This is a genomic window from Escherichia sp. R1 (genome assembly GCF_003000935.1).
Classification (GTDB): Bacteria; Pseudomonadota; Gammaproteobacteria; order Enterobacterales; family Enterobacteriaceae; genus Escherichia; species Escherichia coli.
In genome coordinates, this window is record NZ_PSRU01000020.1 from 13,554 (window position 1) to 39,182 (window position 25,629).

The 25,629-nt window shown below is 51.9% G+C and carries 24 protein-coding genes; 19 read left to right on the forward strand and 5 right to left on the reverse strand.

Annotated elements, in window-relative coordinates:
- Nucleotides 1–23 precede the first annotated feature (23 nt).
- Nucleotides 24–905 (forward strand): LysR family transcriptional regulator, encoded by an 882-nt coding sequence (locus tag C4F37_RS21350; RefSeq protein WP_001298616.1) that lies wholly within the window; start codon nt 24–26, stop codon nt 903–905.
- Between the two features lie 32 nt (nt 906–937).
- On the opposite strand, the gene srmB is transcribed toward C4F37_RS21350, so the two are convergent.
- On the reverse strand, nt 938–2,272 hold the full coding sequence (srmB, locus tag C4F37_RS21355) for an ATP-dependent RNA helicase SrmB (protein WP_000219206.1): 1,335 nt from the start codon (nt 2,270–2,272) through the stop codon (nt 938–940).
- A 131-nt stretch (nt 2,273–2,403) separates the two neighbouring features.
- Here srmB and trmN point away from each other — a divergent pair, with 131 nt between their 5' ends.
- Nucleotides 2,404–3,141 (forward strand): tRNA(1)(Val) (adenine(37)-N(6))-methyltransferase TrmN, encoded by a 738-nt coding sequence (gene trmN / locus C4F37_RS21360; RefSeq protein WP_000083664.1) that lies wholly within the window; start codon nt 2,404–2,406, stop codon nt 3,139–3,141.
- On the opposite strand, the gene nadB is transcribed toward trmN, so the two are convergent.
- Nucleotides 3,126–4,748, reverse strand: a complete 1,623-nt coding sequence (gene nadB, locus C4F37_RS21365; protein ID WP_001094471.1) for an L-aspartate oxidase — start codon at nt 4,746–4,748, stop codon at nt 3,126–3,128. The genes trmN and nadB overlap by 16 nt on opposite strands.
- Nucleotides 4,749–5,003: 255 nt before the next feature.
- Here nadB and rseD point away from each other — a divergent pair, with 255 nt between their 5' ends.
- The 13 genes from rseD (at nt 5,004) to shoB (ending at nt 15,051) form a co-directional block, all read left to right on the forward strand.
- Nucleotides 5,004–5,159, forward strand: a complete 156-nt coding sequence (gene rseD, locus C4F37_RS27420; RefSeq protein WP_001303621.1) for a rpoE leader peptide RseD — start codon at nt 5,004–5,006, stop codon at nt 5,157–5,159.
- Nucleotides 5,156–5,731: an RNA polymerase sigma factor RpoE gene (gene rpoE / locus C4F37_RS21370; protein WP_001295364.1), complete on the forward strand. Its 576-nt coding sequence runs from the start codon at nt 5,156–5,158 to the stop codon at nt 5,729–5,731. Before rseD ends, rpoE begins: the two co-directional genes overlap by 4 nt.
- A 32-nt stretch (nt 5,732–5,763) precedes the next feature.
- Nucleotides 5,764–6,414, forward strand: coding sequence for an anti-sigma-E factor RseA (rseA, locus tag C4F37_RS21375; RefSeq protein WP_001168466.1), 651 nt, complete (start codon nt 5,764–5,766; stop codon nt 6,412–6,414).
- A complete protein-coding gene (gene rseB, locus C4F37_RS21380; protein WP_000812040.1) occupies nt 6,414–7,370 on the forward strand; it encodes a sigma-E factor regulatory protein RseB in 957 nt (318 codons plus the stop codon). The genes rseA and rseB overlap by 1 nt, the downstream gene beginning before the upstream one ends.
- Nucleotides 7,367–7,846 (forward strand): SoxR-reducing system protein RseC, encoded by a 480-nt coding sequence (rseC, locus tag C4F37_RS21385; protein WP_001539371.1) that lies wholly within the window; start codon nt 7,367–7,369, stop codon nt 7,844–7,846. The genes rseB and rseC overlap by 4 nt, the downstream gene beginning before the upstream one ends.
- 197 nt (nt 7,847–8,043) lie before the next feature.
- Complete coding sequence (gene lepA, locus C4F37_RS21390) at nt 8,044–9,843, forward strand: translation elongation factor 4 (protein WP_000790169.1); 1,800 nt, start codon at nt 8,044–8,046, stop codon at nt 9,841–9,843.
- 15 nt (nt 9,844–9,858) lie between these two features.
- The gene (gene lepB / locus C4F37_RS21395) at nt 9,859–10,833 is read left to right on the forward strand and encodes a signal peptidase I (RefSeq protein ID WP_000002542.1); all 975 of its coding nucleotides are present in this window, start codon (nt 9,859–9,861) and stop codon (nt 10,831–10,833) included.
- Between the two features lie 271 nt (nt 10,834–11,104).
- Nucleotides 11,105–11,785 carry a ribonuclease III gene (rnc, locus tag C4F37_RS21405; protein WP_001068343.1) on the forward strand — a complete coding sequence of 227 codons (681 nt, stop codon included), beginning with the start codon at nt 11,105–11,107 and terminating at the stop codon, nt 11,783–11,785.
- On the forward strand, nt 11,782–12,687 hold the full coding sequence (gene era, locus C4F37_RS21410) for a GTPase Era (protein WP_000020737.1): 906 nt from the start codon (nt 11,782–11,784) through the stop codon (nt 12,685–12,687). Before rnc ends, era begins: the two co-directional genes overlap by 4 nt.
- Nucleotides 12,688–12,698: 11 nt before the next feature.
- Nucleotides 12,699–13,427 (forward strand): DNA repair protein RecO, encoded by a 729-nt coding sequence (gene recO, locus C4F37_RS21415; protein ID WP_000399404.1) that lies wholly within the window; start codon nt 12,699–12,701, stop codon nt 13,425–13,427.
- An 11-nt stretch (nt 13,428–13,438) separates the two neighbouring features.
- Nucleotides 13,439–14,170, forward strand: a complete 732-nt coding sequence (gene pdxJ / locus C4F37_RS21420; RefSeq protein WP_001296302.1) for a pyridoxine 5'-phosphate synthase — start codon at nt 13,439–13,441, stop codon at nt 14,168–14,170.
- Nucleotides 14,170–14,550: a holo-ACP synthase gene (gene acpS, locus C4F37_RS21425; protein ID WP_000986038.1), complete on the forward strand. Its 381-nt coding sequence runs from the start codon at nt 14,170–14,172 to the stop codon at nt 14,548–14,550. Before pdxJ ends, acpS begins: the two co-directional genes overlap by 1 nt.
- Before the next feature lie 420 nt (nt 14,551–14,970).
- Nucleotides 14,971–15,051, forward strand: coding sequence for a type I toxin-antitoxin system toxin ShoB (gene shoB / locus C4F37_RS21435; protein ID WP_000128776.1), 81 nt, complete (start codon nt 14,971–14,973; stop codon nt 15,049–15,051).
- Nucleotides 15,052–15,244: 193 nt separating this feature from the next.
- Here the strand turns inward: shoB and yfhL are convergent, their stop codons facing one another.
- Together yfhL and C4F37_RS21445 are read right to left on the reverse strand one after the other, a co-directional pair.
- A complete protein-coding gene (gene yfhL, locus C4F37_RS21440; protein ID WP_001196285.1) occupies nt 15,245–15,505 on the reverse strand; it encodes a 4Fe-4S dicluster ferredoxin YfhL in 261 nt (86 codons plus the stop codon).
- A 55-nt stretch (nt 15,506–15,560) separates the two neighbouring features.
- On the reverse strand, nt 15,561–16,409 hold the full coding sequence (locus C4F37_RS21445; protein WP_001296301.1) for a MurR/RpiR family transcriptional regulator: 849 nt from the start codon (nt 16,407–16,409) through the stop codon (nt 15,561–15,563).
- A gap of 208 nt (nt 16,410–16,617) precedes the next feature.
- Here C4F37_RS21445 and yfhb point away from each other — a divergent pair, with 208 nt between their 5' ends.
- Together yfhb and tadA are read left to right on the forward strand one after the other, a co-directional pair.
- Nucleotides 16,618–17,253, forward strand: coding sequence for a phosphatidylglycerophosphatase C (gene yfhb, locus C4F37_RS21450; RefSeq protein WP_000190644.1), 636 nt, complete (start codon nt 16,618–16,620; stop codon nt 17,251–17,253).
- 57 nt (nt 17,254–17,310) lie between these two features.
- Nucleotides 17,311–17,814, forward strand: a complete 504-nt coding sequence (gene tadA / locus C4F37_RS21455; protein WP_001301544.1) for a tRNA adenosine(34) deaminase TadA — start codon at nt 17,311–17,313, stop codon at nt 17,812–17,814.
- Here tadA and mltF read toward each other — a convergent pair.
- Nucleotides 17,811–19,367 (reverse strand): membrane-bound lytic murein transglycosylase MltF, encoded by a 1,557-nt coding sequence (gene mltF / locus C4F37_RS21460; protein ID WP_000734199.1) that lies wholly within the window; start codon nt 19,365–19,367, stop codon nt 17,811–17,813. The two genes, tadA and mltF, sit on opposite strands and share 4 nt — an antisense overlap.
- Before the next feature lie 257 nt (nt 19,368–19,624).
- Here mltF and purL point away from each other — a divergent pair, with 257 nt between their 5' ends.
- Nucleotides 19,625–23,512, forward strand: a complete 3,888-nt coding sequence (gene purL / locus C4F37_RS21470; RefSeq protein ID WP_001539368.1) for a phosphoribosylformylglycinamidine synthase — start codon at nt 19,625–19,627, stop codon at nt 23,510–23,512.
- A gap of 575 nt (nt 23,513–24,087) precedes the next feature.
- Complete coding sequence (gene qseE, locus C4F37_RS21475) at nt 24,088–25,515, forward strand: two component system sensor histidine kinase QseE/GlrK (protein WP_001297612.1); 1,428 nt, start codon at nt 24,088–24,090, stop codon at nt 25,513–25,515.
- Nucleotides 25,516–25,629: the final 114 nt, after the last annotated feature.

The window sequence follows — 25,629 nt, forward strand, 5'->3', positions numbered from 1 at the left end:
ATATTTTCGATAGGTTTGGGGTTATGGATCTGCGCCGTTTTATTACACTTAAAACCGTGGTGGAAGAGGGTTCCTTTTTGCGAGCTTCGCAAAAATTGTGCTGCACACAATCGACGGTGACTTTTCATATTCAGCAGCTTGAGCAGGAGTTCTCGGTACAATTGTTTGAGAAAATTGGTCGACGAATGTGCCTTACCCGCGAAGGAAAAAAGCTGCTGCCGCACATCTATGAACTTACCCGAGTGATGGATACGCTTCGTGAGGCTGCTAAAAAAGAGTCGGATCCGGACGGGGAACTACGCGTTATTTCAGGCGAAACGTTGCTCTCTTATCGAATGCCGCAGGTGTTGCAGCGTTTTCGGCAACGCGCTCCAAAAGTGCGTTTATCGTTGCAGTCGCTGAACTGTTACGTGATCCGTGATGCGCTACTGAATGATGAGGCCGATGTCGGGGTTTTTTATCGCGTAGGGAATGATGATGCTCTGAACCGACGAGAGTTGGGTGAACAACCGCTGGCGCTGGTGGCTTCACCGCAAATTGCAGATGTCGATTTTACTGAGCCGGGAAGACATAACGCCTGTAGCTTTATTATCAACGAACCACAATGTGTCTTCCGGCAGATATTTGAGAGCACGCTGCGCCAGCGGCGGATCACGGTGGAAAACACCATTGAGCTTATAAGTATCGAAAGCATCAAGCGTTGTGTCGCGGCAAATATCGGAGTCAGTTACCTGCCGCGTTTTGCGGTGGTAAAAGAGTTGGAGTGCGGAGAATTAATTGAATTGCCTTTTGGCGAACAGTCGCAGACCATTACGGCAATGTGCGCTCACCATGCCGGAAAAGCGGTTAGCCCGGCGATGCACACTTTTATTCAGTGTGTTGAAGAGTGTTTTTTGCCGGGATAAAAACAATGCCGGGCTTAAACCCGGCATTGAGATTACTCTTCTGTCGTTTGCGGTGGCACGCCCGTTCCGCTTGGTTTACGGCGCTTACCAATATTTTTGGTGTCGCGATGGCGTTTTTTCACCCGCGGCTTCTCTTTCTCTTTAGCTTTTTTCTTCTCGGCGCGTTTTGCCAGTACTTTCTTCGATGGCTTGCCGGTCTGCTTCTCGCTTGGCGCACGCGTTTTCGGGCGTAACTCGTCAATTACGCGAGCTTTAATTGGCTCTTCAATATAGCGACCAACTTTGCCCAGCAGCAGATGGTCATGGGCTTCCACCAGCGAAATCGCGGTGCCTTTACGACCGGCGCGCGCGGTACGTCCGATACGGTGCAAATAAGTATCGCCACTGCGCGGCATATCGAAGTTAAAGACGTGGCTGACGTCAGGAATGTCGATACCGCGCGCGGCAACATCGGTAGCAACCAGTACGTTTACGCGGCCTTCGGTCAAGCGTTTAATCGCTTCGTTACGCTTGCCTTGTACCATCTCACCTTCGAGATAGCAGTTGTTGATGCCTGCTTCGCGCAGCCAGTTTGCCAGCTCATGCACACGCTCACGCTTACGCACAAACACAATTGAGCGGGTCGCTTCCGGCTGTTTTAACAGATGCACCAGCAACGCGGTTTTATGCTCAAGATCATCGGCGCGGTAATACCACTGATGAATTTTTTTGCGCTCACGGGTGGACGGATTGGCAGAAACCTCCACCGGATCTTCCAGCAGACGCTCGGCAAAGTCCTGAATCGCATCGCCTTCCAGAGTTGCCGAAAAGAGCAGGGTCTGTTTACGCCAGCGCGTTTCGCCAGCAATATGTTCGATATCCTGGGCGAAGCCCATATCCAGCATACGGTCTGCTTCGTCGAGGATCAGCGTTTCAACCGCGCGGCAATCGAAGTTCTCTTCTTTTATGTATTGCAGCAGACGTCCGGTCGTGGCGACCACAATGTCCTGGTTTTCGCTGAACACTTCTGCGTGGTTCATATAGGCCACGCCGCCGGTGATGGTGGCAATATCCAGATGCGTATGTTTCGCCAGTTCGCGGGCATGATCGGCCACCTGCATCGCCAGTTCGCGAGTCGGGGTAAGGATCAAAATACGCGGCGGACCGGATTTCTTACGTGGGAAATCGAGCAGGTGCTGCAACGCTGGCAGCAGATACGCCGCCGTTTTACCGGTGCCTGTCGGCGCAGACCCGAGTACATCACGGCCATCGAGCGCAGGCGGAATGGCGGCAGCCTGAATGGCGGTCGGGCGAGTGAAACCTTTATCCTGGAGGGATTCCAGCAGGCTTTCGTCGAGTTCAAGTTCGGAAAAAGTCGTTACAGTCATGTTCTACCTCTGTGTGGGGCGCTGATTATAGACGTTACGGCTGCAATCTTCATCTGTTTGTATGGATATCGCTTCTCGGGTATTGTTCTCACCCGGTGCTATCGCCGTTTTTCCTGCAAGGTTTTATTTTCATGTCACAGTCTACATCCGTGTTTCGTCGTAATGGATTTACTTTTAAACAGTTTTTTGTTGCTCACGATCGCTGTGCGATGAAAGTGGGAACGGATGGCATTTTGCTGGGCGCATGGGCACCTGTGGCTGGGGTAAAACGTTGCCTTGATATCGGCGCGGGTAGCGGGTTGTTGGCATTAATGCTGGCGCAGCGAACAGATGACAGCGTGATGATTGATGCAGTTGAACTGGAAAGTGAAGCTGCCGCGCAAGCGCAGGAAAATATCAACCAGTCCCCGTGGGCAGAGCGGATTAACGTCCATACGGCGGATATTCTGCAGTGGATCACACAGCAGACAGTACGCTTCGATTTAATCATCAGCAACCCACCTTACTATCAGCAGGGAGTAGAGTGCGCGACACCTCAACGGGAACAGGCTCGCTATACCACTACGCTTGATCACCCATCGTTGCTGACTTGTGCGGCGGAGTGCATTACCGAAGAGGGATTTTTCTGCGTGGTGCTGCCAGAGCAGATTGGTAATGGTTTTACTGAACTGGCATTAAGTATGGGCTGGCATTTACGTTTGCGGACGGATGTGGCGGAAAACGAAGCGCGACTGCCGCATCGGGTGCTGCTGGCATTCTCCCCGCAGGCGGGAGAATGCTTTAGCGATCGCTTAGTCATTCGTGGGCCAGACCAGAACTATTCCGAAGCGTATACGGCGCTGACCCAGGCTTTTTATCTGTTTATGTAATGATTGCCGGCAGAAAGGATCGATGGACCGGAATGCGTGAGCAGTTCCGGATAATCCAGCGTGAAATGCAGGCCACGGCTCTCCTTGCGCATCATCGCACAGCGAACAATCAACTCGGCAACCTGTACCAGATTACGCAGCTCCAGCAAATTATTTGAGACGCGGAAATGGGCGTAATATTCGTCTATTTCTTGTTGGAGCATGGTTATCCGCCGCAGGGCGCGTTCCAGGCGCTTCGTTGTGCGCACAATGCCAACGTAATCCCACATAAACAGACGTAGCTCGTGCCAGTTATGCTGAATTACTACCCGTTCGTCAGGGTTCTCAACGCGGCTTTCATCCCACGGCGGTAACGTACTGACGCCGTGGGCATAAGGTATACGTCTGCTGATATCTTCTGCCGCCGACCAGCCATAGACCAGACACTCCAGCAATGAATTCGAGGCCATGCGGTTAGCGCCGTGTAAGCCGGTATAACTCACTTCGCCAATGGCATACAAACCCTCGACGTCCGTACGCCCATGATCATCAACCATTACACCACCGCAGGTATAATGTGCAGCAGGCACAATCGGCACGGGTTCTTTCGTGAGATCTATCCCCAGCCCGAGCAATTTTTCATAAATCATCGGGAAATGCTGGCGAATAAAATCGGCGGGCTTATGGCTGATGTCGAGGAACATACAATCCGCGCCGAGGCGTTTCATCTCATGGTCAATGGCGCGGGCGACAATATCGCGCGGAGCCAGTTCGCCACGCTCATCAAAATCGGGCATAAAACGCGTGCCATCCGGGCGCTTGAGATAAGCGCCTTCGCCGCGCAGTGCTTCCGTTAACAGGAAATTGCGTGCCTGTGGGTGATACAGCGCGGTAGGGTGGAACTGATTAAATTCGAGATTGGCAATCCGGCAGCCTGCGCGCCACGCCATAGCAATGCCATCGCCAGAAGAAATATCCGGATTGGTGGTGTACTGATAAACTTTTGAAGCACCGCCGGTTGCCAGTACCACTGCTTTTGCGTGGCAGGTTTCAACCGTTTCTTTATTTCGGTTCCATACCCACGCGCCAACAACCCGTCGCGTGCCCGGCAGGCCAATTTTGTCAGAAACAATCAGATCAACCGCGTTGCTGCGCTCCAGCACGCGAATATTCGGATGGTTCTGCGCCTTGCCCACCAGCGTGGTTTCTACTTCTCTACCGGTGGCGTCGGCGGCATGAAGAATACGACGGTGACTATGTCCACCTTCACGAGTCAGATGGTAGCTTTCTTCGCCATTCGGCTGAATGTGGGTATCAAACAACACCCCCTGGTCGATTAGCCATTGCACACAGGATCGTGCATTACTGGCGACAAATTCAACTGCATGGCGATCGCAAATACCAGCACCGGCAATCAATGTGTCTTCCACATGCGAGTCAATGCTGTCAGTTTCATCAAACACGGCGGCAATACCGCCCTGGGCATAAAATGTTGAACCTTCCGTTACCGGGCCTTTACTTAGAACGATGACCTGATGCTGGTCAGCCAGGCGCAGCGCCAGTGAAAGTCCGGCTGCGCCGCTACCGATAATCAACACGTCACATGAATGTTCAGGGAGAGTATTCATTTTCTTTGTTTAATTTACTAAACACGGTTTGGTCAGCATAACATCATGTTGTGCGAATAAACACCTGCTATTTTAATATTTGTTACAGTGACTAAACACGCTGCCTCAGGGCGGCGAGAAAACGAGAAGTTACTGGCTGGTGGAGGATTAGGTGGTGAAATAAAAAGGCCGTTGGGTTACTCTTCAGGCAGTTAAATGGGCATTTCTACACAGATAATGCGATGTTCAGATTCTGTAGACTTATAATGATAGATAATGATCCGTCTACAGCATGACAAACAAAAACAGATGCGTTACGGAACTTTACAAAAACGAGACACTCTAACCCTTTGCTTGCTCAAATTGCAGCTAATGGAGTGGCGTTTCGATAGCGCGTGGAAATTTGGTTTGGGGAGACTTTACCTCGGATGAGCGAGCAGTTAACGGACCAGGTCCTGGTTGAACGGGTCCAGAAGGGAGATCAGAAAGCCTTTAACTTACTGGTAGTGCGCTATCAGCATAAAGTGGCGAGTCTGGTTTCCCGCTATGTGCCGTCGGGTGATGTTCCCGATGTGGTACAAGAAGCTTTTATTAAAGCCTATCGTGCGCTGGATTCGTTCCGGGGAGATAGCGCTTTTTATACATGGCTGTATCGGATTGCTGTAAATACAGCGAAAAATTACCTGGTTGCTCAGGGGCGTCGTCCACCTTCCAGTGATGTGGATGCCATTGAAGCTGAAAACTTCGAAAGTGGCGGCGCGTTGAAAGAAATTTCGAACCCTGAGAACTTAATGTTGTCAGAAGAACTGAGACAGATAGTTTTCCGAACTATTGAGTCCCTCCCGGAAGATTTACGCATGGCAATAACCTTGCGGGAGCTGGATGGCCTGAGCTATGAAGAGATAGCCGCTATCATGGATTGTCCGGTAGGTACGGTGCGTTCACGTATCTTCCGAGCGAGGGAAGCTATTGATAACAAAGTTCAACCGCTTATCAGGCGTTGACGATAGCGGGATACTGGATAAGGGTATTAGGCATGCAGAAAGAACAACTTTCCGCTTTAATGGATGGCGAAACGCTGGATAGTGAGCTGCTTAACGAACTGGCTCATAACCCAGAAATGCAGAAAACCTGGGAAAGCTATCACTTGATCCGTGACTCAATGCGGGGTGATACTCCCGAGGTGCTCCATTTCGATATCTCTTCACGCGTGATGGCCGCCATTGAAGAAGAGCCAGTACGTCAATCGGCGACATTGATCCCGGAAGCCCAGCCTGCGCCGCATCAATGGCAGAAAATGCCATTCTGGCAGAAAGTACGTCCGTGGGCGGCACAGCTTACCCAAATGGGCGTAGCAGCATGCGTATCGCTTGCAGTTATCGTTGGCGTCCAGCACTATAATGGGCAATCTGAAACGTCCCAGCAGCCCGAAACGCCAGTATTTAATACACTGCCGATGATGGGTAAAGCCAGCCCGGTTAGTCTGGGAGTACCTTCTGAAGCGACCGCAAATAATGGTCAACAGCAGCAGGTACAGGAGCAGCGTCGTCGCATTAATGCAATGTTGCAGGATTACGAACTGCAACGCCGACTCCACTCTGAACAGCTTCAGTTTGAGCAGGCACAAACTCAGCAAGCCGCTGTACAGGTGCCAGGAATTCAAACTTTAGGAACGCAATCGCAGTAATGAAGCAACTTTGGTTTGCCATGTCATTAGTGACAGGTAGCCTGTTATTCTCTGCTAACGCCTCGGCCACTCCCGCGTCCGGGGCGTTATTACAGCAGATGAACCTGGCCAGTCAGTCACTGAATTACGAGCTGTCATTCATCAGCATCAATAAACAGGGTGTTGAGTCTCTGCGTTATCGACATGCACGCCTCGATAACCGTCCTCTTGCACAATTGTTGCAAATGGATGGCCCGCGCCGGGAAGTGGTACAGCGCGGCAATGAAATCAGCTATTTTGAACCGGGACTTGAACCGTTCACGCTTAATGGCGATTACATTGTTGATTCTCTGCCATCGCTCATCTATACCGATTTCAAACGCCTTTCTCCTTACTACGACTTTATCTCCGTCGGGCGCACGCGTATTGCTGATCGTCTTTGCGAAGTCATTCGCGTGGTTGCCCGAGATGGTACACGCTACAGCTACATCGTGTGGATGGACACCGAATCGAAATTACCGATGCGGGTTGATCTCCTTGATCGCGATGGTGAAACGCTGGAACAATTTCGTGTGATTGCTTTTAACGTCAATCAGGATATCGGCAGCAGTATGCAGACGCTGGCGAAGGCAAATTTGCCGCCGTTGCTTTCTGTTCCTGTCGGTGAAAAAGCTAAATTCAGCTGGACGCCAACCTGGCTGCCACAGGGTTTTAGCGAAGTTTCCAGTAGTCGACGTCCGCTACCGACGATGGACAACATGCCTATCGAATCACGTCTCTATTCCGACGGATTATTCAGCTTCTCGGTAAACGTTAACCGCGCTACGCCATCGAGCACCGATCAGATGTTGCGCACCGGGCGCAGAACCGTCAGTACAAGCGTACGTGATAACGCCGAAATCACCATTGTCGGTGAACTGCCGCCGCAAACGGCGAAACGCATTGCCGAGAATATTAAGTTCGGGGCAGCGCAATGATCAAAGAGTGGGCTACCGTCGTCTCCTGGGAAAACGGGCAGGCGCTGGTCAGTTGCGATGTTAAAGCCTCATGCAGCAGCTGCGCTTCACGCGCCGGTTGCGGTAGCCGCGTGTTGAATAAACTTGGCCCGCAAACCACGCATACCATTGTCGTACCCTGTGATGAGCCGTTAGTGCCGGGGCAAAAAGTGGAATTAGGAATCGCCGAAGGCAGCCTGCTTAGCTCCGCATTACTGGTTTATATGTCGCCGCTGGTGGGACTATTCCTCATCGCTTCACTATTTCAGCTACTCTTTGCTTCTGACGTCGCAGCATTATGCGGTGCGATTTTCGGTGGCGTTGGTGGATTCCTGATTGCACGTGGCTGCTCTCGAAAGTTTGCTGCCCGGTCTGAATGGCAACCGATCATCTTAAGCGTGGCATTGCCGCCTGGCCTTGTGCGATTTGAAACATCTTCGGAAGACGCGAGCCAGTGATTTCACTGGCTTTGTTGCATTTTGCATAACAAATGCGAGGACGTTTCCAGATACCACAATCCATACGGTATGAACATTTCCTCGCCTCAATGTTGTAGTGTAGAATGCGGCGTTTCTATTAATACAGACGTTAAGCTCAGAACAGCGACTTCTAAAAGCCTGGTTAACCGGGCATTAAGGCACAATAATCATACTTTATGAAGAATATACGTAACTTTTCGATCATAGCTCACATTGACCACGGTAAATCGACGCTGTCTGACCGTATTATCCAGATCTGCGGTGGCCTGTCTGACCGTGAAATGGAGGCGCAGGTTCTCGATTCCATGGATCTTGAGCGTGAGCGTGGCATTACCATCAAAGCGCAAAGCGTGACGCTGGACTACAAAGCGTCTGATGGCGAAACCTATCAGCTTAACTTTATCGACACCCCGGGCCACGTAGACTTCTCCTATGAGGTTTCCCGTTCGCTGGCTGCCTGTGAAGGCGCACTGCTGGTGGTCGATGCCGGGCAGGGCGTAGAAGCGCAAACCCTGGCAAACTGCTACACCGCCATGGAAATGGATCTCGAAGTGGTGCCGGTACTGAACAAGATTGACCTGCCGGCAGCCGATCCTGAACGCGTGGCGGAAGAAATTGAAGATATCGTCGGTATCGACGCCACCGACGCGGTGCGCTGTTCAGCGAAAACCGGCGTTGGCGTGCAGGACGTTCTCGAACGTCTTGTGCGCGACATTCCGCCGCCGGAAGGCGATCCGGAAGGCCCGTTGCAGGCACTCATTATCGACTCCTGGTTCGACAACTATCTGGGCGTTGTTTCACTTATCCGTATTAAAAACGGCACCTTGCGTAAGGGCGACAAAGTGAAAGTCATGAGCACCGGGCAGACCTATAACGCCGATCGTCTGGGCATCTTCACGCCGAAGCAGGTTGACCGTACTGAACTGAAATGTGGCGAAGTAGGCTGGCTGGTATGTGCGATTAAAGATATCCACGGCGCTCCAGTAGGCGATACCTTAACACTGGCGCGTAATCCGGCAGAAAAGGCGCTGCCTGGCTTTAAGAAAGTCAAACCTCAGGTATATGCTGGTCTGTTCCCGGTAAGTTCCGACGACTATGAAGCCTTCCGTGACGCGCTGGGTAAACTCAGCCTGAACGATGCCTCACTGTTCTATGAGCCGGAAAGCTCCAGCGCGTTGGGCTTTGGTTTCCGCTGCGGCTTCCTTGGCCTGCTGCACATGGAGATCATCCAGGAACGTCTGGAACGTGAATACGATCTGGATCTGATCACCACTGCGCCGACTGTAGTGTATGAAGTTGAAACCACGTCAAGAGAAGTTATCTACGTCGACAGCCCATCCAAGCTGCCAGCGGTAAATAACATTTACGAACTGCGCGAGCCGATTGCAGAGTGTCACATGCTGCTACCGCAGGCATATCTCGGCAACGTTATTACGCTGTGCGTAGAAAAACGCGGCGTGCAGACCAATATGGTTTACCACGGTAATCAGGTGGCGCTGACGTACGAGATCCCGATGGCGGAAGTGGTGCTCGACTTCTTCGATCGCCTGAAATCTACCTCGCGTGGTTATGCGTCTCTGGATTACAACTTCAAACGCTTCCAGGCGTCCGACATGGTACGTGTAGACGTATTAATCAACGGTGAACGTGTTGATGCGTTGGCGCTGATCACCCACCGTGGTAATTCGCAAAACCGCGGTCGCGAGCTGGTGGAGAAGATGAAAGATCTGATCCCGCGCCAGCAGTTTGATATCGCCATTCAGGCAGCGATTGGTACGCACATCATTGCGCGCTCCACCGTGAAACAGCTGCGTAAAAACGTACTGGCTAAATGTTATGGCGGCGATATCAGTCGTAAGAAAAAGCTGCTGCAGAAGCAGAAAGAAGGTAAGAAACGCATGAAGCAGATCGGTAACGTCGAGCTGCCGCAGGAAGCGTTCCTCGCCATTCTGCACGTCGGCAAAGACAACAAATAACCCTTAGGAGTTGGCATGGCGAATATGTTTGCCCTGATTCTGGTGATTGCCACACTGGTGACGGGCATTTTATGGTGCGTGGATAAATTCTTTTTCGCACCTAAACGGCGGGAACGTCAGGCAGCGGCGCAGGCGGCTGCCGGTGACTCACTGGATAAAGCAACGCTGAAAAAGGTTGCGCCGAAGCCTGGCTGGCTGGAAACCGGTGCTTCTGTTTTTCCGGTACTGGCTATCGTATTGATTGTGCGTTCGTTTATTTATGAACCGTTCCAGATCCCGTCAGGTTCGATGATGCCGACTCTGTTAATCGGTGATTTTATTCTGGTAGAGAAGTTTGCTTATGGCATTAAAGATCCTATCTACCAGAAAACGCTGATCGAAACCGGTCATCCGAAACGCGGCGATATCGTGGTCTTTAAATATCCGGAAGATCCAAAGCTTGATTACATCAAGCGCGCGGTGGGTTTGCCGGGCGATAAAGTCACTTATGATCCGGTCTCAAAAGAGCTGACGATTCAACCGGGATGCAGTTCCGGCCAGGCGTGCGAAAACGCGCTACCGGTCACTTACTCCAACGTGGAACCGAGCGATTTCGTTCAGACCTTCTCACGCCGTAATGGTGGGGAAGCGACCAGCGGATTCTTTGAAGTGCCGAAAAACGAAACCAAAGAAAATGGAATTCGTCTTTCCGAGCGTAAAGAGACATTGGGTGATGTGACGCACCGCATTCTGACAGTGCCGATTGCGCAGGACCAGGTGGGGATGTATTACCAGCAGCCAGGGCAACAACTGGCAACCTGGATTGTTCCGCCGGGACAATACTTCATGATGGGCGACAACCGCGACAACAGCGCGGACAGCCGTTACTGGGGCTTTGTGCCTGAAGCGAATCTGGTCGGTCGGGCAACGGCTATCTGGATGAGCTTCGATAAGCAAGAAGGCGAATGGCCGACTGGTGTGCGCTTAAGTCGCATTGGCGGTATCCATTAATAGCCATCTTCGTTCACGTTGTCGCCGTTATGGCGACAACGTGAATTATTTATGAGATAAATCTCCCGTGGCTAACGACATCCCCCGTCGTTGTGTATAGAATATTCCCCCGAAGTTTAAGGTTGGCACCTCCAGGTTGCCACGGCACACGAAACAGCGTTGGTCCCCATATACCGGTAAACTGAAACTGCAGTGAAGCAGTTAGCCGAGCCATGTATATCAGGTCTGTTTCGTGTGCTGAATTGTTGACGCATTTATTTATTGGTATCGCATGAACCCCATCGTAATTAATCGGCTTCAACGGAAGCTGGGCTACACTTTTAATCATCAGGAACTGTTGCAGCAGGCATTAACCCATCGTAGTGCCAGCAGCAAACATAACGAGCGTTTAGAATTTTTAGGCGACTCTATTCTGAGCTACGTTATCGCCAATGCGCTTTATCACCGTTTCCCTCGTGTGGATGAAGGCGATATGAGCCGGATGCGCGCCACGCTGGTCCGTGGCAATACGCTGGCAGAACTGGCGCGCGAATTTGAGTTAGGCGAGTGCTTACGTTTAGGGCCAGGTGAACTTAAAAGCGGTGGATTTCGTCGTGAGTCAATTCTCGCCGACACCGTCGAAGCATTAATTGGTGGCGTATTCCTCGACAGTGATATTCAAACCGTCGAGAAATTAATCCTTAACTGGTATCAAACCCGTCTGGACGAAATTAGCCCAGGTGACAAACAAAAAGATCCGAAAACGCGCTTGCAAGAATATTTGCAGGGTCGCCATCTGCCGCTGCCGACTTATCTGGTCGTCCAGGTACGTGGCGAAGCGCACGATCAGGAATTTACTATCCACTGCCAGGTCAGCGGCCTGAGTGAACCGGTGGTTGGCACAGGTTCAAGCCGTCGTAAGGCTGAGCAGGCTGCCGCCGAACAGGCGTTGAAAAAACTGGAGCTGGAATGAGCATCGATAAAAGTTACTGCGGATTTATTGCTATCGTCGGACGTCCGAACGTTGGCAAATCCACATTATTGAACAAACTGCTGGGGCAGAAGATCTCCATCACCTCCCGCAAGGCGCAAACAACTCGTCACCGCATTGTGGGGATCCATACTGAAGGCGCGTATCAGGCGATCTACGTTGATACCCCAGGCCTGCATATGGAAGAAAAACGCGCCATTAACCGCCTGATGAACAAAGCGGCGAGCAGCTCTATCGGCGACGTTGAGCTGGTGATTTTTGTCGTAGAAGGCACCCGCTGGACGCCGGACGATGAAATGGTGCTCAACAAACTGCGCGATGGCAAAGCGCCGGTAATCCTCGCGGTGAACAAAGTGGACAACGTGCAGGAAAAAGCCGATCTGCTGCCACACTTACAGTTCCTGGCAAGCCAGATGAACTTCCTCGATATCGTGCCGATCTCTGCCGAAACCGGGCTGAATGTCGACACTATCGCGGCAATCGTGCGTAAGCATCTGCCTGAAGCGACCCATCACTTCCCGGAAGATTACATCACCGATCGCTCACAGCGTTTTATGGCGTCTGAAATTATCCGCGAAAAACTGATGCGTTTTCTCGGCGCTGAACTGCCGTACTCCGTGACCGTGGAGATCGAGCGTTTCGTCTCTAACGAACGCGGCGGTTATGACATCAACGGTTTGATTCTCGTTGAGCGTGAAGGGCAGAAGAAGATGGTCATTGGCAACAAAGGGGCCAAGATCAAAACCATCGGGATTGAAGCGCGTAAAGACATGCAGGAAATGTTCGAAGCGCCTGTTCACCTTGAGCTGTGGGTAAAAGTGAAATCCGGTTGGGCCGACGACGAACGCGCACTGCGCAGTCTCGGTTATGTTGACGATCTTTAAGAGTAACTCCGATGGAAGGCTGGCAGCGCGCATTTGTCCTGCATAGTCGCCCGTGGAGCGAAACCAGCCTGATGCTGGACGTCTTCACGGAGGAATCGGGTCGCGTGCGTCTGGTTGCCAAAGGCGCACGCTCTAAACGCTCTACTCTGAAAGGGGCATTACAGCCTTTCACCCCTCTCTTGCTACGTTTTGGCGGGCGTGGCGAAGTCAAAACGCTGCGCAGTGCTGAAGCTGTCTCGCTGGCGCTGCCATTAAGCGGTATCACGCTTTACAGCGGTCTGTACATCAACGAACTTCTCTCCCGCGTACTGGAATACGAGACGCGCTTCTCTGAACTCTTTTTCGATTACTTGCACTGCATTCAGTCTCTTGCCGGGGTCACTGGTACGCCAGAACCCGCGTTGCGCCGCTTTGAACTGGCACTGCTCGGGCATCTGGGCTATGGCGTCAATTTTACCCATTGTGCGGGTAGCGGCGAGCCGGTAGATGACACCATGACGTATCGTTATCGCGAAGAAAAAGGGTTTATCGCAAGCGTCGTTATCGACAATAAAACGTTCACCGGAAGGCAGTTAAAAGCGTTAAACGCGCGGGAATTTCCTGACGCAGACACACTGCGCGCCGCGAAACGCTTTACCCGCATGGCGCTTAAGCCGTATCTTGGCGGTAAACCATTAAAGAGCAGGGAACTGTTCCGGCAGTTTATGCCTAAGCGAACGGTGAAAACACATTATGAATGATGAGGATTGTCATGGCTGAATTACTGTTAGGCGTCAACATTGACCATATTGCAACGCTGCGTAACGCGCGCGGTACTGCTTACCCGGATCCGGTGCAGGCGGCGTTTATTGCTGAGCAGGCGGGAGCGGACGGCATTACCGTGCATTTACGTGAAGACCGCCGCCACATTACCGACCGCGATGTGTGCATCCTGCGCCAGACGCTGGATACCCGCATGAATCTGGAGATGGCGGTGACCGAAGAGATGCTGGCGATCGCCGTTGAGACGAAGCCACATTTTTGCTGTCTGGTACCGGAAAAGCGTCAGGAAGTAACAACCGAAGGCGGCCTGGACGTCGCAGGGCAGCGTGAAAAAATGCGCGATGCCTGCAAACGTCTGGCAGATGCCGGGATCCAGGTTTCTCTGTTTATCGACGCCGATGAAGAGCAGATCAAAGCTGCGGCAGAGGTTGGCGCACCGTTTATCGAGATCCACACCGGTTGCTATGCTGATGCCAAAACTGACGCCGAACAGGCGCAAGAGTTGGCGCGTATCGCCAAAGCCGCGACCTTTGCCACTAGTCTCGGTCTGAAAGTTAACGCCGGACACGGTCTGACCTATCACAACGTGAAAGCCATTGCCGCCATCCCTGAGATGCATGAACTGAATATCGGTCATGCCATTATTGGTCGTGCAGTGATGACCGGACTGAAAGATGCGGTGGCAGAAATGAAACGTCTGATGCTGGAAGCGCGTGGCTAATGGCAATATTAGGTTTAGGTACGGATATTGTAGAGATCGCTCGCATAGAAGCGGTGATCGCCCGATCCGGTGAGCGCCTGGCACGCCGCGTATTAAGCGATAACGAATGGGAAATCTGGAAAACGCACCACCAGCCAGTGCGTTTTCTGGCGAAGCGTTTTGCTGTGAAAGAAGCGGCGGCAAAAGCATTTGGCACAGGGATCCGCAATGGTCTGGCGTTTAATCAGTTTGAAGTATTCAATGATGAGCTCGGCAAACCACGGCTACGGCTATGGGGTGAGGCATTAAAACTGGCGGAAAAGCTCGGCGTTGTAAATATGCATGTAACGCTTGCCGATGAGCGCCACTATGCTTGTGCCACGGTAATTATTGAAAGTTAAAATAATACCGTTCTCTTTATAAAGTAAAACCCCCGAACTGGTAAGGAACGGGGGTTTTACTTTTTAACTTTAATTTTGTGCAGCACACGATTCCAACGAAAATGATTATGGATCAATTTCGTTGACCTGTACAAGCAACTTGCAATCTCTGACATAAAAAACGCGAGCCTTTACGAAGAAATCGACATTGATGAAAAGATTAACGTGACCGCTTTTTGATAAGTACATTAAAATCGGTTTCGTTATTGGCAATTTTGCTGTGCTTTACACCATGCCACTGAATTCCCCCATTGAAACGAGTGGTGTCGTCAAAGCTCTGGTGTGGATTGCAGCACTCGATTCCAATAACTCGCACGTTCAGTTTTGGGGAGATGTAAGGGCTAATCTGAACGGCTGCATTCCTTGTTTAAGGAAAAACGAATGACTGATTGCCGATACCTGATTAAACGGGTCATCAAAATCATCATTGCTGTTTTACAGCTGATCCTTCTGTTCTTATAACATAAGGAAACGTACTTAAGGTGCATCCGGTGAACCAATCGGACGCGCCTTTAATAACTATAAATAAGTGTCTGGGCAGATACTATATAAATTAACTTAGTGAATAATTATGCTAATGTCATCAATCAAATAAATATAATAGCGTTAAGGTTTCTCTATAAGATAATTAACACTCTACTTCCAGAGCAAAATATTAAATTTTATCCGCGTGGTGCATCAGCACAAATTTATCCCACAACTGTTCTTCCGTCTCGACATGTTGCGGATCTTTCACAATAGTATTGGGGATCGGGCACACCTTCTGGCAGGTGGGTGTCTCGTAGTGCCCTACGCATTCGGTACACTTATCGCTGTTAATCTCGTAGATATGATCGCCCATTGAAATCGCCTCATTCGGGCATTCGGGTTCACACATATCACAATTGATGCATTTTTTAGTGATTAACAGCGCCATAAGGAAACTCTCAAAACAACACAAACCGGGCGGGCATTATACGCGCATTCTTTACTCAGACCAGTTTTTTCACCAGCGCTTCGCTATGACGAATACGTTCTGGTGCCAGTTCCAGATCCTGCTGAATCAGCGCAATGAACAGCAAATCCGTTAACATTCCCTGCGCGTGACAAGCAGAGATTGAAGCACTGTTTGTCGCTTGTTCTTCGGCAATGGTATACAGGCAATGAGAAGCACGCTGTTGCAGGGCATTGGGAGTAAAGCCGGTAATCGCCAGCACTTTTCCGCCCACTCGCAGCATCTCATCTGCCGCCAGGTTTAACTCGCGTCGTACACCGGTGTAGGAAATGGCTAATAACAGATCGTCAGGGGACGACGCCTGTACTGTAGCGAGTAGCGCATGCATATCGCGCACTGCGGCAGCATTGAAGCCAATCTTCATCAGCTTCCAGGCAAAGTTTTGCGCCACCAGACCCGAAGCGCCAATACCGGTCAGAATTATCCGCCGCGCAGAGCGCAACATTGCCACGCATTCATGCAGTTTCTCTTCACTATTAACGTTTAACGTTGCGTACATAGCGGCAGTATTTTCTTTAATCAGTTTTTCGCCGACCAGCCGTAACGGATCATCACCGCGGATTTGGTTATGAATGGGCACGGAGGGAGATTCCGGCTGGCTTGCCAGCGCTTCACTCAACGCTAACTTAAGTGCCGGAAAACCTTTATAGCCGAGTTTTTGCGCGAACTTCACGACGCTGGACTGACTGACTCCGGCTTCGTTGGCCAGTTGCTGAGAGCTTAAATGGCGCGCCGTATCAGGTTGTAGCAGCAGATAATCCGCCAGTTTTTTATCACTCTGGGCAAGCCCCTGGTAACGCTGACGGATACGAAGTAAGCCGTTCATATCTTTCCTCGCGATGAAATAGTGGCGACAACAGGCAATATGAGACACACGCGAGTGAATTTTATATTCCATTGCCGCTAATTGCCATGAATTAAAAATTCCAGTTAGCCATGATGCGGTCGATTGTTGCCGGAAAAGTGATGATCTATCTGTTAGGCTATGTAGTAGCGAAAATTAATCAGGATGTTTCAGTCCAGAGGAGTATGGTTTGGCAACTCACGAGCGTCGTGTGGTGTTTTTTGACTTAGATGGAACATTGCATCAGCAGGATATGTTCGGTAGTTTTTTACGTTATTTACTGCGTCGCCAACCGCTGAATGCGTTACTTGTTCTGCCGTTGTTGCCGATCATAGCCATTGCGTTATTGATAAAAGGTCGTGCGGCACGCTGGCCGATGAGTCTGCTTCTGTGGGGATGCACTTTTGGTCACAATGAAGCGCGTTTGCAGGCGTTGCAGGCCGATTTCGTACGCTGGTTTCGTGACAATGTTACCGCCTTTCCGCTGGTTCAGGAGCGATTAACCACCTACCTGTTAAGTTCCGATGCTGATATATGGTTGATTACCGGCTCTCCGCAGCCGCTGGTTGAAGCGGTTTATTTCGATACGCCCTGGCTGCCGCGGGTTAATCTTATCGCCAGTCAGATTCAGCGTGGCTATGGTGGTTGGGTATTGACGATGCGTTGTCTGGGACATGAAAAGGTCGCGCAACTGGAGCGCAAAATCGGCACGCCGCTGCGGCTGTATAGTGGCTATAGCGACAGTAACCAGGACAACCCGCTGCTTTACTTTTGCCAGCATCGCTGGCGGGTAACCCCGCGCGGTGAACTCCAGCAACTGGAATAGAGTAAAGCATAGCGTCCGTGTATAATGCGCCGCGCTTTTATAACCGGAGTTTTCTTTTTGTCTGAAGTCGAATTTAGCCACGAATACTGGATGCGTCATGCAATGACGCTGGCGAAGCGTGCCTGGGATGAGCGGGAAGTACCGGTCGGCGCGGTATTAGTGCATAACAATCGGGTAATCGGCGAAGGCTGGAACCGTCCGATTGGTCGACATGATCCCACCGCACATGCAGAAATCATGGCTCTGCGGCAGGGCGGTCTGGTGATGCAAAATTATCGACTGATCGACGCCACGTTGTATGTCACACTTGAACCCTGTGTAATGTGTGCCGGAGCGATGATCCACAGTCGCATTGGTCGCGTGGTCTTTGGTGCGCGTGACGCGAAAACTGGCGCTGCGGGATCTTTAATGGATGTGCTGCATCATCCGGGTATGAATCACCGGGTGGAAATTACGGAAGGAATACTGGCGGATGAGTGTGCGGCGTTGCTCAGTGACTTCTTTCGCATGCGCCGCCAGGAAATTAAAGCGCAGAAAAAAGCGCAATCCTCGACAGATTAATTTTGTTTCTCTTCACTCCCTTTTCTGGAAAACAGCAGAGAGGGAGAGTGGGTCAAATAGTTTGATGACGACTGGGAAAGAAACGAGAGAAAAGGAAATTTCTCTTTGCCCAACTCCGTAGGCGATACCGCCGGATAATCCTGCGCCAGTTGCATCGCCGCTTCTGTAGCCTGCTTCTCTTTCTCCTGCAGATAACCCACCAGGCTAATCTGATATTTACGAATATTTTCGACATAAGCGTAGGCTTCATGCCCACGAGCGTAGCCGTAAGTCAGCTTGCTGTAATAGGGTTTCTGGCTAAGTAAAGGCAGACGCTGTTTTACGTCAGCCCAACTGTCAGGATTACCTTTGGTTTTTGCCGTCAGGGCGCGGGCATCCAACATATGCGCATAGCCCATATTGTACGCGGCGAGGGCAAACCAGATCCGTTCGTTCTCCGGCACACTTTCCGGCACTTTACTCATCATATCCTGCAAATAACGCACGCCGCCGCTGATGCTCTGTTCGGCATCGGTACGATCCGTAATTCCGAGGCTTTGCGCGGTGTTTTTGGTTAACATCATCATGCCGCGCACACCCGTCGGTGAAGTGGCCTGAGCATCCCAGTGCGATTCCTGATAAGCAATAGCGGCCAGCAAACGCCAGTCAATTTCTTCGGCGTATTTCTCAAACAGGGGCTTTAACTGCGGCAGTACCGCATCGACGGCGCGTAAAAATGTGCGCGTATCGACGTAATCAAAATCATCGCCATGCCCCAGGTATTTCTCTTCAATGCGTGCCAGTGTACCGTCTTCATTCATTTCGTTGAAGAAGTCGAGCAGGGCGGCGGAAAGGGTATTATCGCCATCTAACGGGCTAAACCAGGTCACCGGTTGTTCATCGGTGATATCGAGCGCTACGGCGAGTTCCGGGTGAACGCGCTGAAACAGGCTGATGGCGACAGAATCAGCAATGGTGTAATCGAGTTTTCCTTCGATGACATCTTCCATTAATTCCACAGAGCCTTTTTTGTCGTCTACCTTCCAGCTTAATTCCGGGAATTTTGTGTCTTTCAGGGTCTGGAGATCGTTAACCACCACGTGACCCGGTGCAACGGTGAGTTGCTCCGCCGTCAGGTTGCCCAGCGTACGTGGGCGATACTGACCGACTTTATAAACCAGTTGTTGTGACACGGAATAATAGGTAGGGCCAGGCTGATAATTTTTTACCCGCTCACTGTTATAGACCAGGCCTGCCGCCAGCAGGTCGGCGTTACCATTATCGAGGTCGTCAAACAGCTGGCTGATATTCTGCCGCACGGTCACTTTCAGTTTTACGCCGAGGTAATCGGCAAACTGTTTCGCCAGTTCGTAATCCAGGCCAAAAGGTTTCCCGTTGATTTCGTTATAAGTCAGGGGGGTATGAATGGTGCTCACACGCAACTCTCCCCGCGCTTGAATGGCGGCGATACGGTTGTCGGCTTTACCAAACCAGGGAATGGATGGCCAGAGAGCGACCGCGAGCAGCAGTGCCAGAATGCCGATGAACAGATAATTAATCTTTAATTTTTTCAATTAGTTAATTCTCTGTGTCGTGCGCGTCCCAGCTTGAAAAAACGTAATAATAGTGAAAGGTTTACTCATAAATGAGCGGCATTTTGCGTAAACCTGCGCCAGATGGCAACTTATTACAGCCATTGGCGGCACGCGTTGCTAATTCACGATGGTGATTTTATTTCCACGCAAACGGTTTCGTCAGCGCATCAGATTCTTTATAATGACGCCCGTTTCCCCCCCTTGGGTACACCGAAAGCTTAGAAGACGAGAGACTTATGATGGAAATTCTGCGTGGTTCGCCTGCATTGTCGGCATTCCGAATCAACAAACTGCTGGCACGTTTTCAGGCTGCCAGGCTCCCGGTTCACAATATTTACGCCGAGTATGTCCATTTTGCTGACCTCAATGCGCCGTTAAACGATGATGAGCACGCACAACTTGAACGCCTGCTGAAATATGGCCCGGCACTCGCCAGCCACGCCCCGCAAGGCAAACTCCTGCTGGTGACCCCGCGTCCTGGCACCATCTCTCCCTGGTCTTCGAAAGCGACCGATATCGCCCATAATTGCGGTCTACAACAGGTAAACCGCCTTGAGCGCGGCGTGGCTTACTATATAGAAGCCGGTACGCTGACCAATGAACAATGGCAGCAGGTGACCGCTGAACTGCATGACCGCATGATGGAAACGGTCTTTTTTGCTTTAGATGATGCAGAGCAGTTGTTTGCACACCATCAACCGACTCCGGTCACCAGCGTAGATTTGCTGGGGCAGGGCCGTCAGGCGCTAATCAACGCTAACCTGCGTCTTGGCCTGGCACTGGCGGAAGATGAAATTGACTATCTGCAGGATGCGTTCACAAAGCTGGGTCGTAACCCGAACGACATCGAGCTGTATATGTTCGCGCAGGCGAACTCCGAGCACTGCCGCCACAAAATTTTTAACGCCGACTGGGTTATCGATGGTGAACAGCAGCCGAAATCGCTGTTTAAGATGATCAAAAACACCTTCGAAACCACGCCAGACCACGTTCTCTCTGCTTATAAAGATAACGCCGCCGTCATGGAAGGTTCTGAAGTGGGTCGCTACTTTGCTGACCACGAAACGGGCCGCTACGATTTCCATCAGGAACCGGCGCATATTCTGATGAAAGTTGAAACCCACAACCACCCGACGGCGATTTCTCCGTGGCCGGGCGCGGCGACCGGTTCCGGCGGTGAAATCCGCGATGAAGGTGCCACCGGGCGTGGCGCAAAGCCGAAAGCCGGTCTGGTTGGTTTCTCCGTATCCAACTTGCGTATTCCGGGCTTTGAACAGCCGTGGGAAGAAGATTTCGGTAAGCCTGAGCGCATTGTCACCGCGCTGGACATCATGACCGAAGGCCCGCTGGGCGGCGCGGCGTTTAACAACGAATTTGGTCGCCCGGCACTGAACGGCTACTTCCGTACTTATGAAGAAAAAGTGAACAGCCACAATGGCGAAGAGCTGCGCGGTTATCACAAACCGATCATGCTGGCGGGTGGGATCGGCAACATTCGCGCCGATCACGTACAAAAAGGCGAGATCAACGTTGGTGCGAAGCTGGTCGTTCTCGGCGGCCCGGCAATGAACATCGGTCTTGGCGGCGGCGCGGCGTCTTCTATGGCATCTGGTCAGTCTGATGCCGACCTCGACTTTGCTTCCGTACAGCGCGACAACCCGGAGATGGAGCGTCGCTGCCAGGAAGTGATCGACCGTTGCTGGCAGCTTGGTGATGCCAACCCAATCCTGTTTATCCACGACGTTGGCGCAGGCGGTCTTTCTAACGCCATGCCGGAACTGGTGAGCGACGGCGGGCGCGGCGGTAAATTTGAACTGCGCGATATCCTGAGCGACGAACCGGGCATGAGCCCGCTGGAAATCTGGTGTAACGAATCCCAGGAACGCTACGTGCTGGCGGTTGCTGCCGATCAGTTACCGCTGTTTGACGAACTGTGTAAGCGTGAACGAGCACCCTACGCGGTGATTGGCGAGGCCACCGAAGAATTACATCTTTCTCTGCACGATCGTCATTTTGATAATCAACCCATCGATCTGCCGCTGGACGTACTGCTTGGCAAAACGCCGAAGATGACCCGCGATGTACAAACGCTGAAAGCGAAAGGCGACGCGCTGGCCCGTGAAGGGATCACCATCGCTGACGCGGTGAAACGCGTGCTGCATCTGCCGACCGTGGCGGAGAAAACTTTCCTGGTGACCATCGGTGACCGCAGCGTAACCGGCATGGTGGCGCGCGATCAGATGGTGGGGCCGTGGCAGGTGCCGGTCGCTAACTGTGCGGTCACTACTGCCAGCCTCGACAGCTACTACGGCGAAGCGATGGCAATTGGCGAACGTGCGCCAGTTGCGCTGCTGGATTTCGCCGCTTCTGCCCGTCTGGCAGTCGGTGAAGCGCTAACCAACATCGCCGCAACACAAATTGGCGATATCAAACGCATTAAACTTTCCGCCAACTGGATGGCGGCGGCAGGCCACCCTGGTGAAGATGCTGGCCTGTATGAAGCCGTTAAAGCTGTGGGTGAAGAACTTTGTCCGGCGCTGGGCCTGACGATACCGGTGGGTAAAGACTCTATGTCGATGAAAACCCGCTGGCAGGAAGGTAGCGAAGAGCGCGAAATGACCTCGCCGCTTTCGCTGGTGATTTCTGCATTTGCCCGCGTGGAAGATGTACGTCACACCATCACGCCGCAGCTTTCTACCGAAGATAACGCACTGCTGCTGATTGATTTAGGCAAAGGCAATAACGCGCTGGGCGCAACGGCGCTGGCGCAGGTTTATCGTCAGCTTGGCGACAAACCGGCAGATGTACGCGATGTCGCGCAACTGAAAGGCTTCTATGACGCGATTCAGGCGCTGGTTGCACAGCGTAAGCTGCTCGCGTATCACGACCGCTCTGATGGCGGGCTGGTGGTAACGCTGGCGGAAATGGCCTTTGCTGGTCATTGCGGCATTGACGCGGATATCGCCACTCTGGGTGACGATCGTCTGGCTGCATTGTTTAGCGAAGAACTGGGTGCGGTGATTCAGGTGCGAGCCGCTGACCGTGAAGCCGTTGAAGCGGTACTGGCACAGCATGGGCTTGCTGATTGCGTCCATTATGTTGGGCAGGCGGTTTCCGGTGACCGTTTTGTGATTACCGCCAACGGGCAGACTGTATTTAGCGAAAGCCGCACCACGTTGCGTGTCTGGTGGGCAGAAACGACCTGGCAGATGCAGCGCCTGCGTGACAACCCGGAGTGTGCCGATCAGGAACACCAGGCGAAATCAAACGACGCCGATCCGGGCCTGAATGTGAAACTGTCGTTTGATATCAACGAAGATGTGGCAGCACCGTTTATTGCCACTGGCGCGCGCCCGAAAGTTGCCGTACTGCGTGAGCAGGGTGTGAACTCCCATGTTGAAATGGCGGCAGCTTTCCACCGTGCGGGCTTCGATGCTATCGACGTGCATATGAGCGATCTGCTGGCTGGACGCACGGGCCTGGAGGGTTTCCACGCCCTGGTCGCGTGCGGTGGTTTCTCCTACGGTGATGTGCTGGGCGCTGGTGAAGGTTGGGCGAAGTCTATCCTGTTCAATGACCGTGTACGCGATGAGTTTGCAACCTTCTTCCATCGTCCGCAAACGCTGGCGCTGGGGGTATGTAACGGTTGCCAGATGATGTCTAATCTGCGTGAACTGATCCCAGGTAGCGAGTTGTGGCCACGTTTTGTGCGTAACACCTCCGATCGCTTTGAAGCGCGTTTCAGTCTGGTAGAAGTAACCCAAAGCCCGTCGCTGCTGTTGCAGGGGATGGTGGGCTCGCAGATGCCGATTGCTGTCTCTCATGGTGAAGGGCGCGTGGAAGTACGTGATGGGGCGCATCTGGCGGCACTGGAAAGCAAAGGGCTGGTGGCACTGCGCTATGTCGATAACTTCGGCAAAGTCACTGAAACCTACCCGGCTAACCCGAACGGTTCACCGAACGGTATTACGGCGGTCACGACTGAAAGTGGTCGAGTTACCATTATGATGCCGCACCCGGAACGAGTTTTCCGTACCGTCAGCAACTCCTGGCATCCGGAAAACTGGGGCGAGGATGGCCCATGGATGCGCATTTTCCGCAATGCACGTAAGCAGTTGGGGTAAGTCGTCAACCCATTGGTATTGCAGCCCGGATGAGACATTCACGCCGCATCCGGCATTAAGCACCAACCGCTATTATGAGCTCCCAACTTCGGGAGCTTTTTTGTGTCTTTAAATCACGACAATGGGTGGTTTGCCGTGTCGCTTTTTGGTGACACTTAACTCCTTGATTTTAATATTATCTAATAAGTTTATCTTAAGTTGTCTCTTTTTAGCGACACAGTGGCTGATTTACATTCAAATAGCGGAGAAGCCATAAACCCCTCAAAGCAGCGTATAATCAGTACGTTACCAAACTATTTTCTTTATTGGCACAGTTACTGCATAATAGTAAGCAGTGGCTCATTCACCGACTTATGTCAGCCCCTTCGGGACGTGCTACATAAAATTCGAATGACGCACAACAAGGTGCCTGCCGTCCAACTTCTGATATCAGCGTAGCTATATCAACCATCGGGCGAAACGTCGAGTTAGGCACCGCCTTATTCCATAACAAAGCCGGGTAATTCCCGGCTTTGTTGTATCTGAACTTCCCCTCGGTTAGCATCAGGCTATTCGCGTCTGACGAGAGTAACGCCTTGAAACGCTGGCCCGTTTTTCCCCGCTCATTACGACAACTGGTAATGCTGGCATTTTTGCTGATTCTGCTGCCCCTGTTGGTGCTGGCATGGCAAGCCTGGCAAAGCCTGAATGCACTTAGCGATCAGGCGGCGCTGGTTAACCGCACTACGCTTATTGATGCCCGGCGCAGTGAAGCGATGACCAACGCGGCACTGGAGATGGAGCGCAGCTATCGTCAGTACTGCGTGCTGGACGACCCTACGCTTGCGAAGGTTTATCAAAGCCAGCGCAAGCGTTACAGCGAAATGCTCGATGCCCACGCAGGCGTGCTGCCGGACGATAAACTCTACCAGGCATTACGTCAGGATTTGAATAATCTGGCTCAACTTCAGTGTAACAACAGCGGTCCCGATGCTGCTGCCGCCGCGCGTCTGGAAGCCTTTGCCAGTGCCAATACCGAAATGGTGCAGGCCACGCGCACAGTGGTGTTCTCTCGTGGGCAGCAACTTCAGCGTGAAATCGCCGAACGTGGGCAATATTTTGGTTGGCAATCGCTGGTGCTATTTCTGGTGAGTCTGGTGATGGTACTGCTTTTCACGAGGATGATTATCGGTCCGGTGAAAAATATCGAGCGCATGATCAACCGGCTGGGGGAAGGGCGTTCTCTGGGCAATAGCGTCTCGTTCAGTGGACCGAGCGAGTTACGCTCGGTTGGGCAACGTATTCTTTGGTTAAGTGAGCGCCTGTCATGGCTGGAATCCCAACGCCATCAATTTTTAAGACATTTATCTCATGAATTAAAAACGCCACTGGCGAGTATGCGCGAGGGCACTGAATTACTGGCTGATCAGGTTGTCGGGCCGCTTACGCCAGAGCAAAAAGAGGTGGTGAGCATTCTTGATAGCAGCAGCCGCAATTTGCAAAAGCTGATCGAACAACTGCTTGATTACAACCGTAAACAGGCGGACAGTGCGGTGGAACTGGAGAATGTTGAGTTAGCACCGCTGGTGGAGACAGTGGTTTCTGCTCATAGCCTGCCCGCACGGGCTAAAATGATGCATACCGACGTTGATCTCAAAGCAACAGCTTGCCTGGCGGAGCCAATGCTGCTGATGAGCGTACTGGATAATCTTTACTCCAATGCGGTGCACTACGGGGCTGAATCCGGTAACATTTGCCTTCGCAGCAGTTTACATGGTGCGCGGGTTTATATTGATGTCATCAATACAGGCACGCCCATTCCGCAAGAGGAGCGCGCCATGATCTTCGAACCCTTTTTTCAGGGAAGCCACCAGCGAAAAGGGGCGGTGAAGGGCAGCGGTCTGGGATTAAGCATTGCCAGGGATTGTATTCGCCGTATGCAAGGGGAACTGTATCTGGTCGACGAGAGCGGGCAAGACGTTTGTTTCCGCATTGAATTACCGTCGTCGAAAAACACGAAATAATGCTAACAGCCCATCCCATCAGGCTATTTTATTTGTCAGTTCGGCCCCGGGCAGTGCTCGAAATCTTCACGTACGACATGTACGCTCTGGTTTCTCCGCGCTGTCCATGTCCAA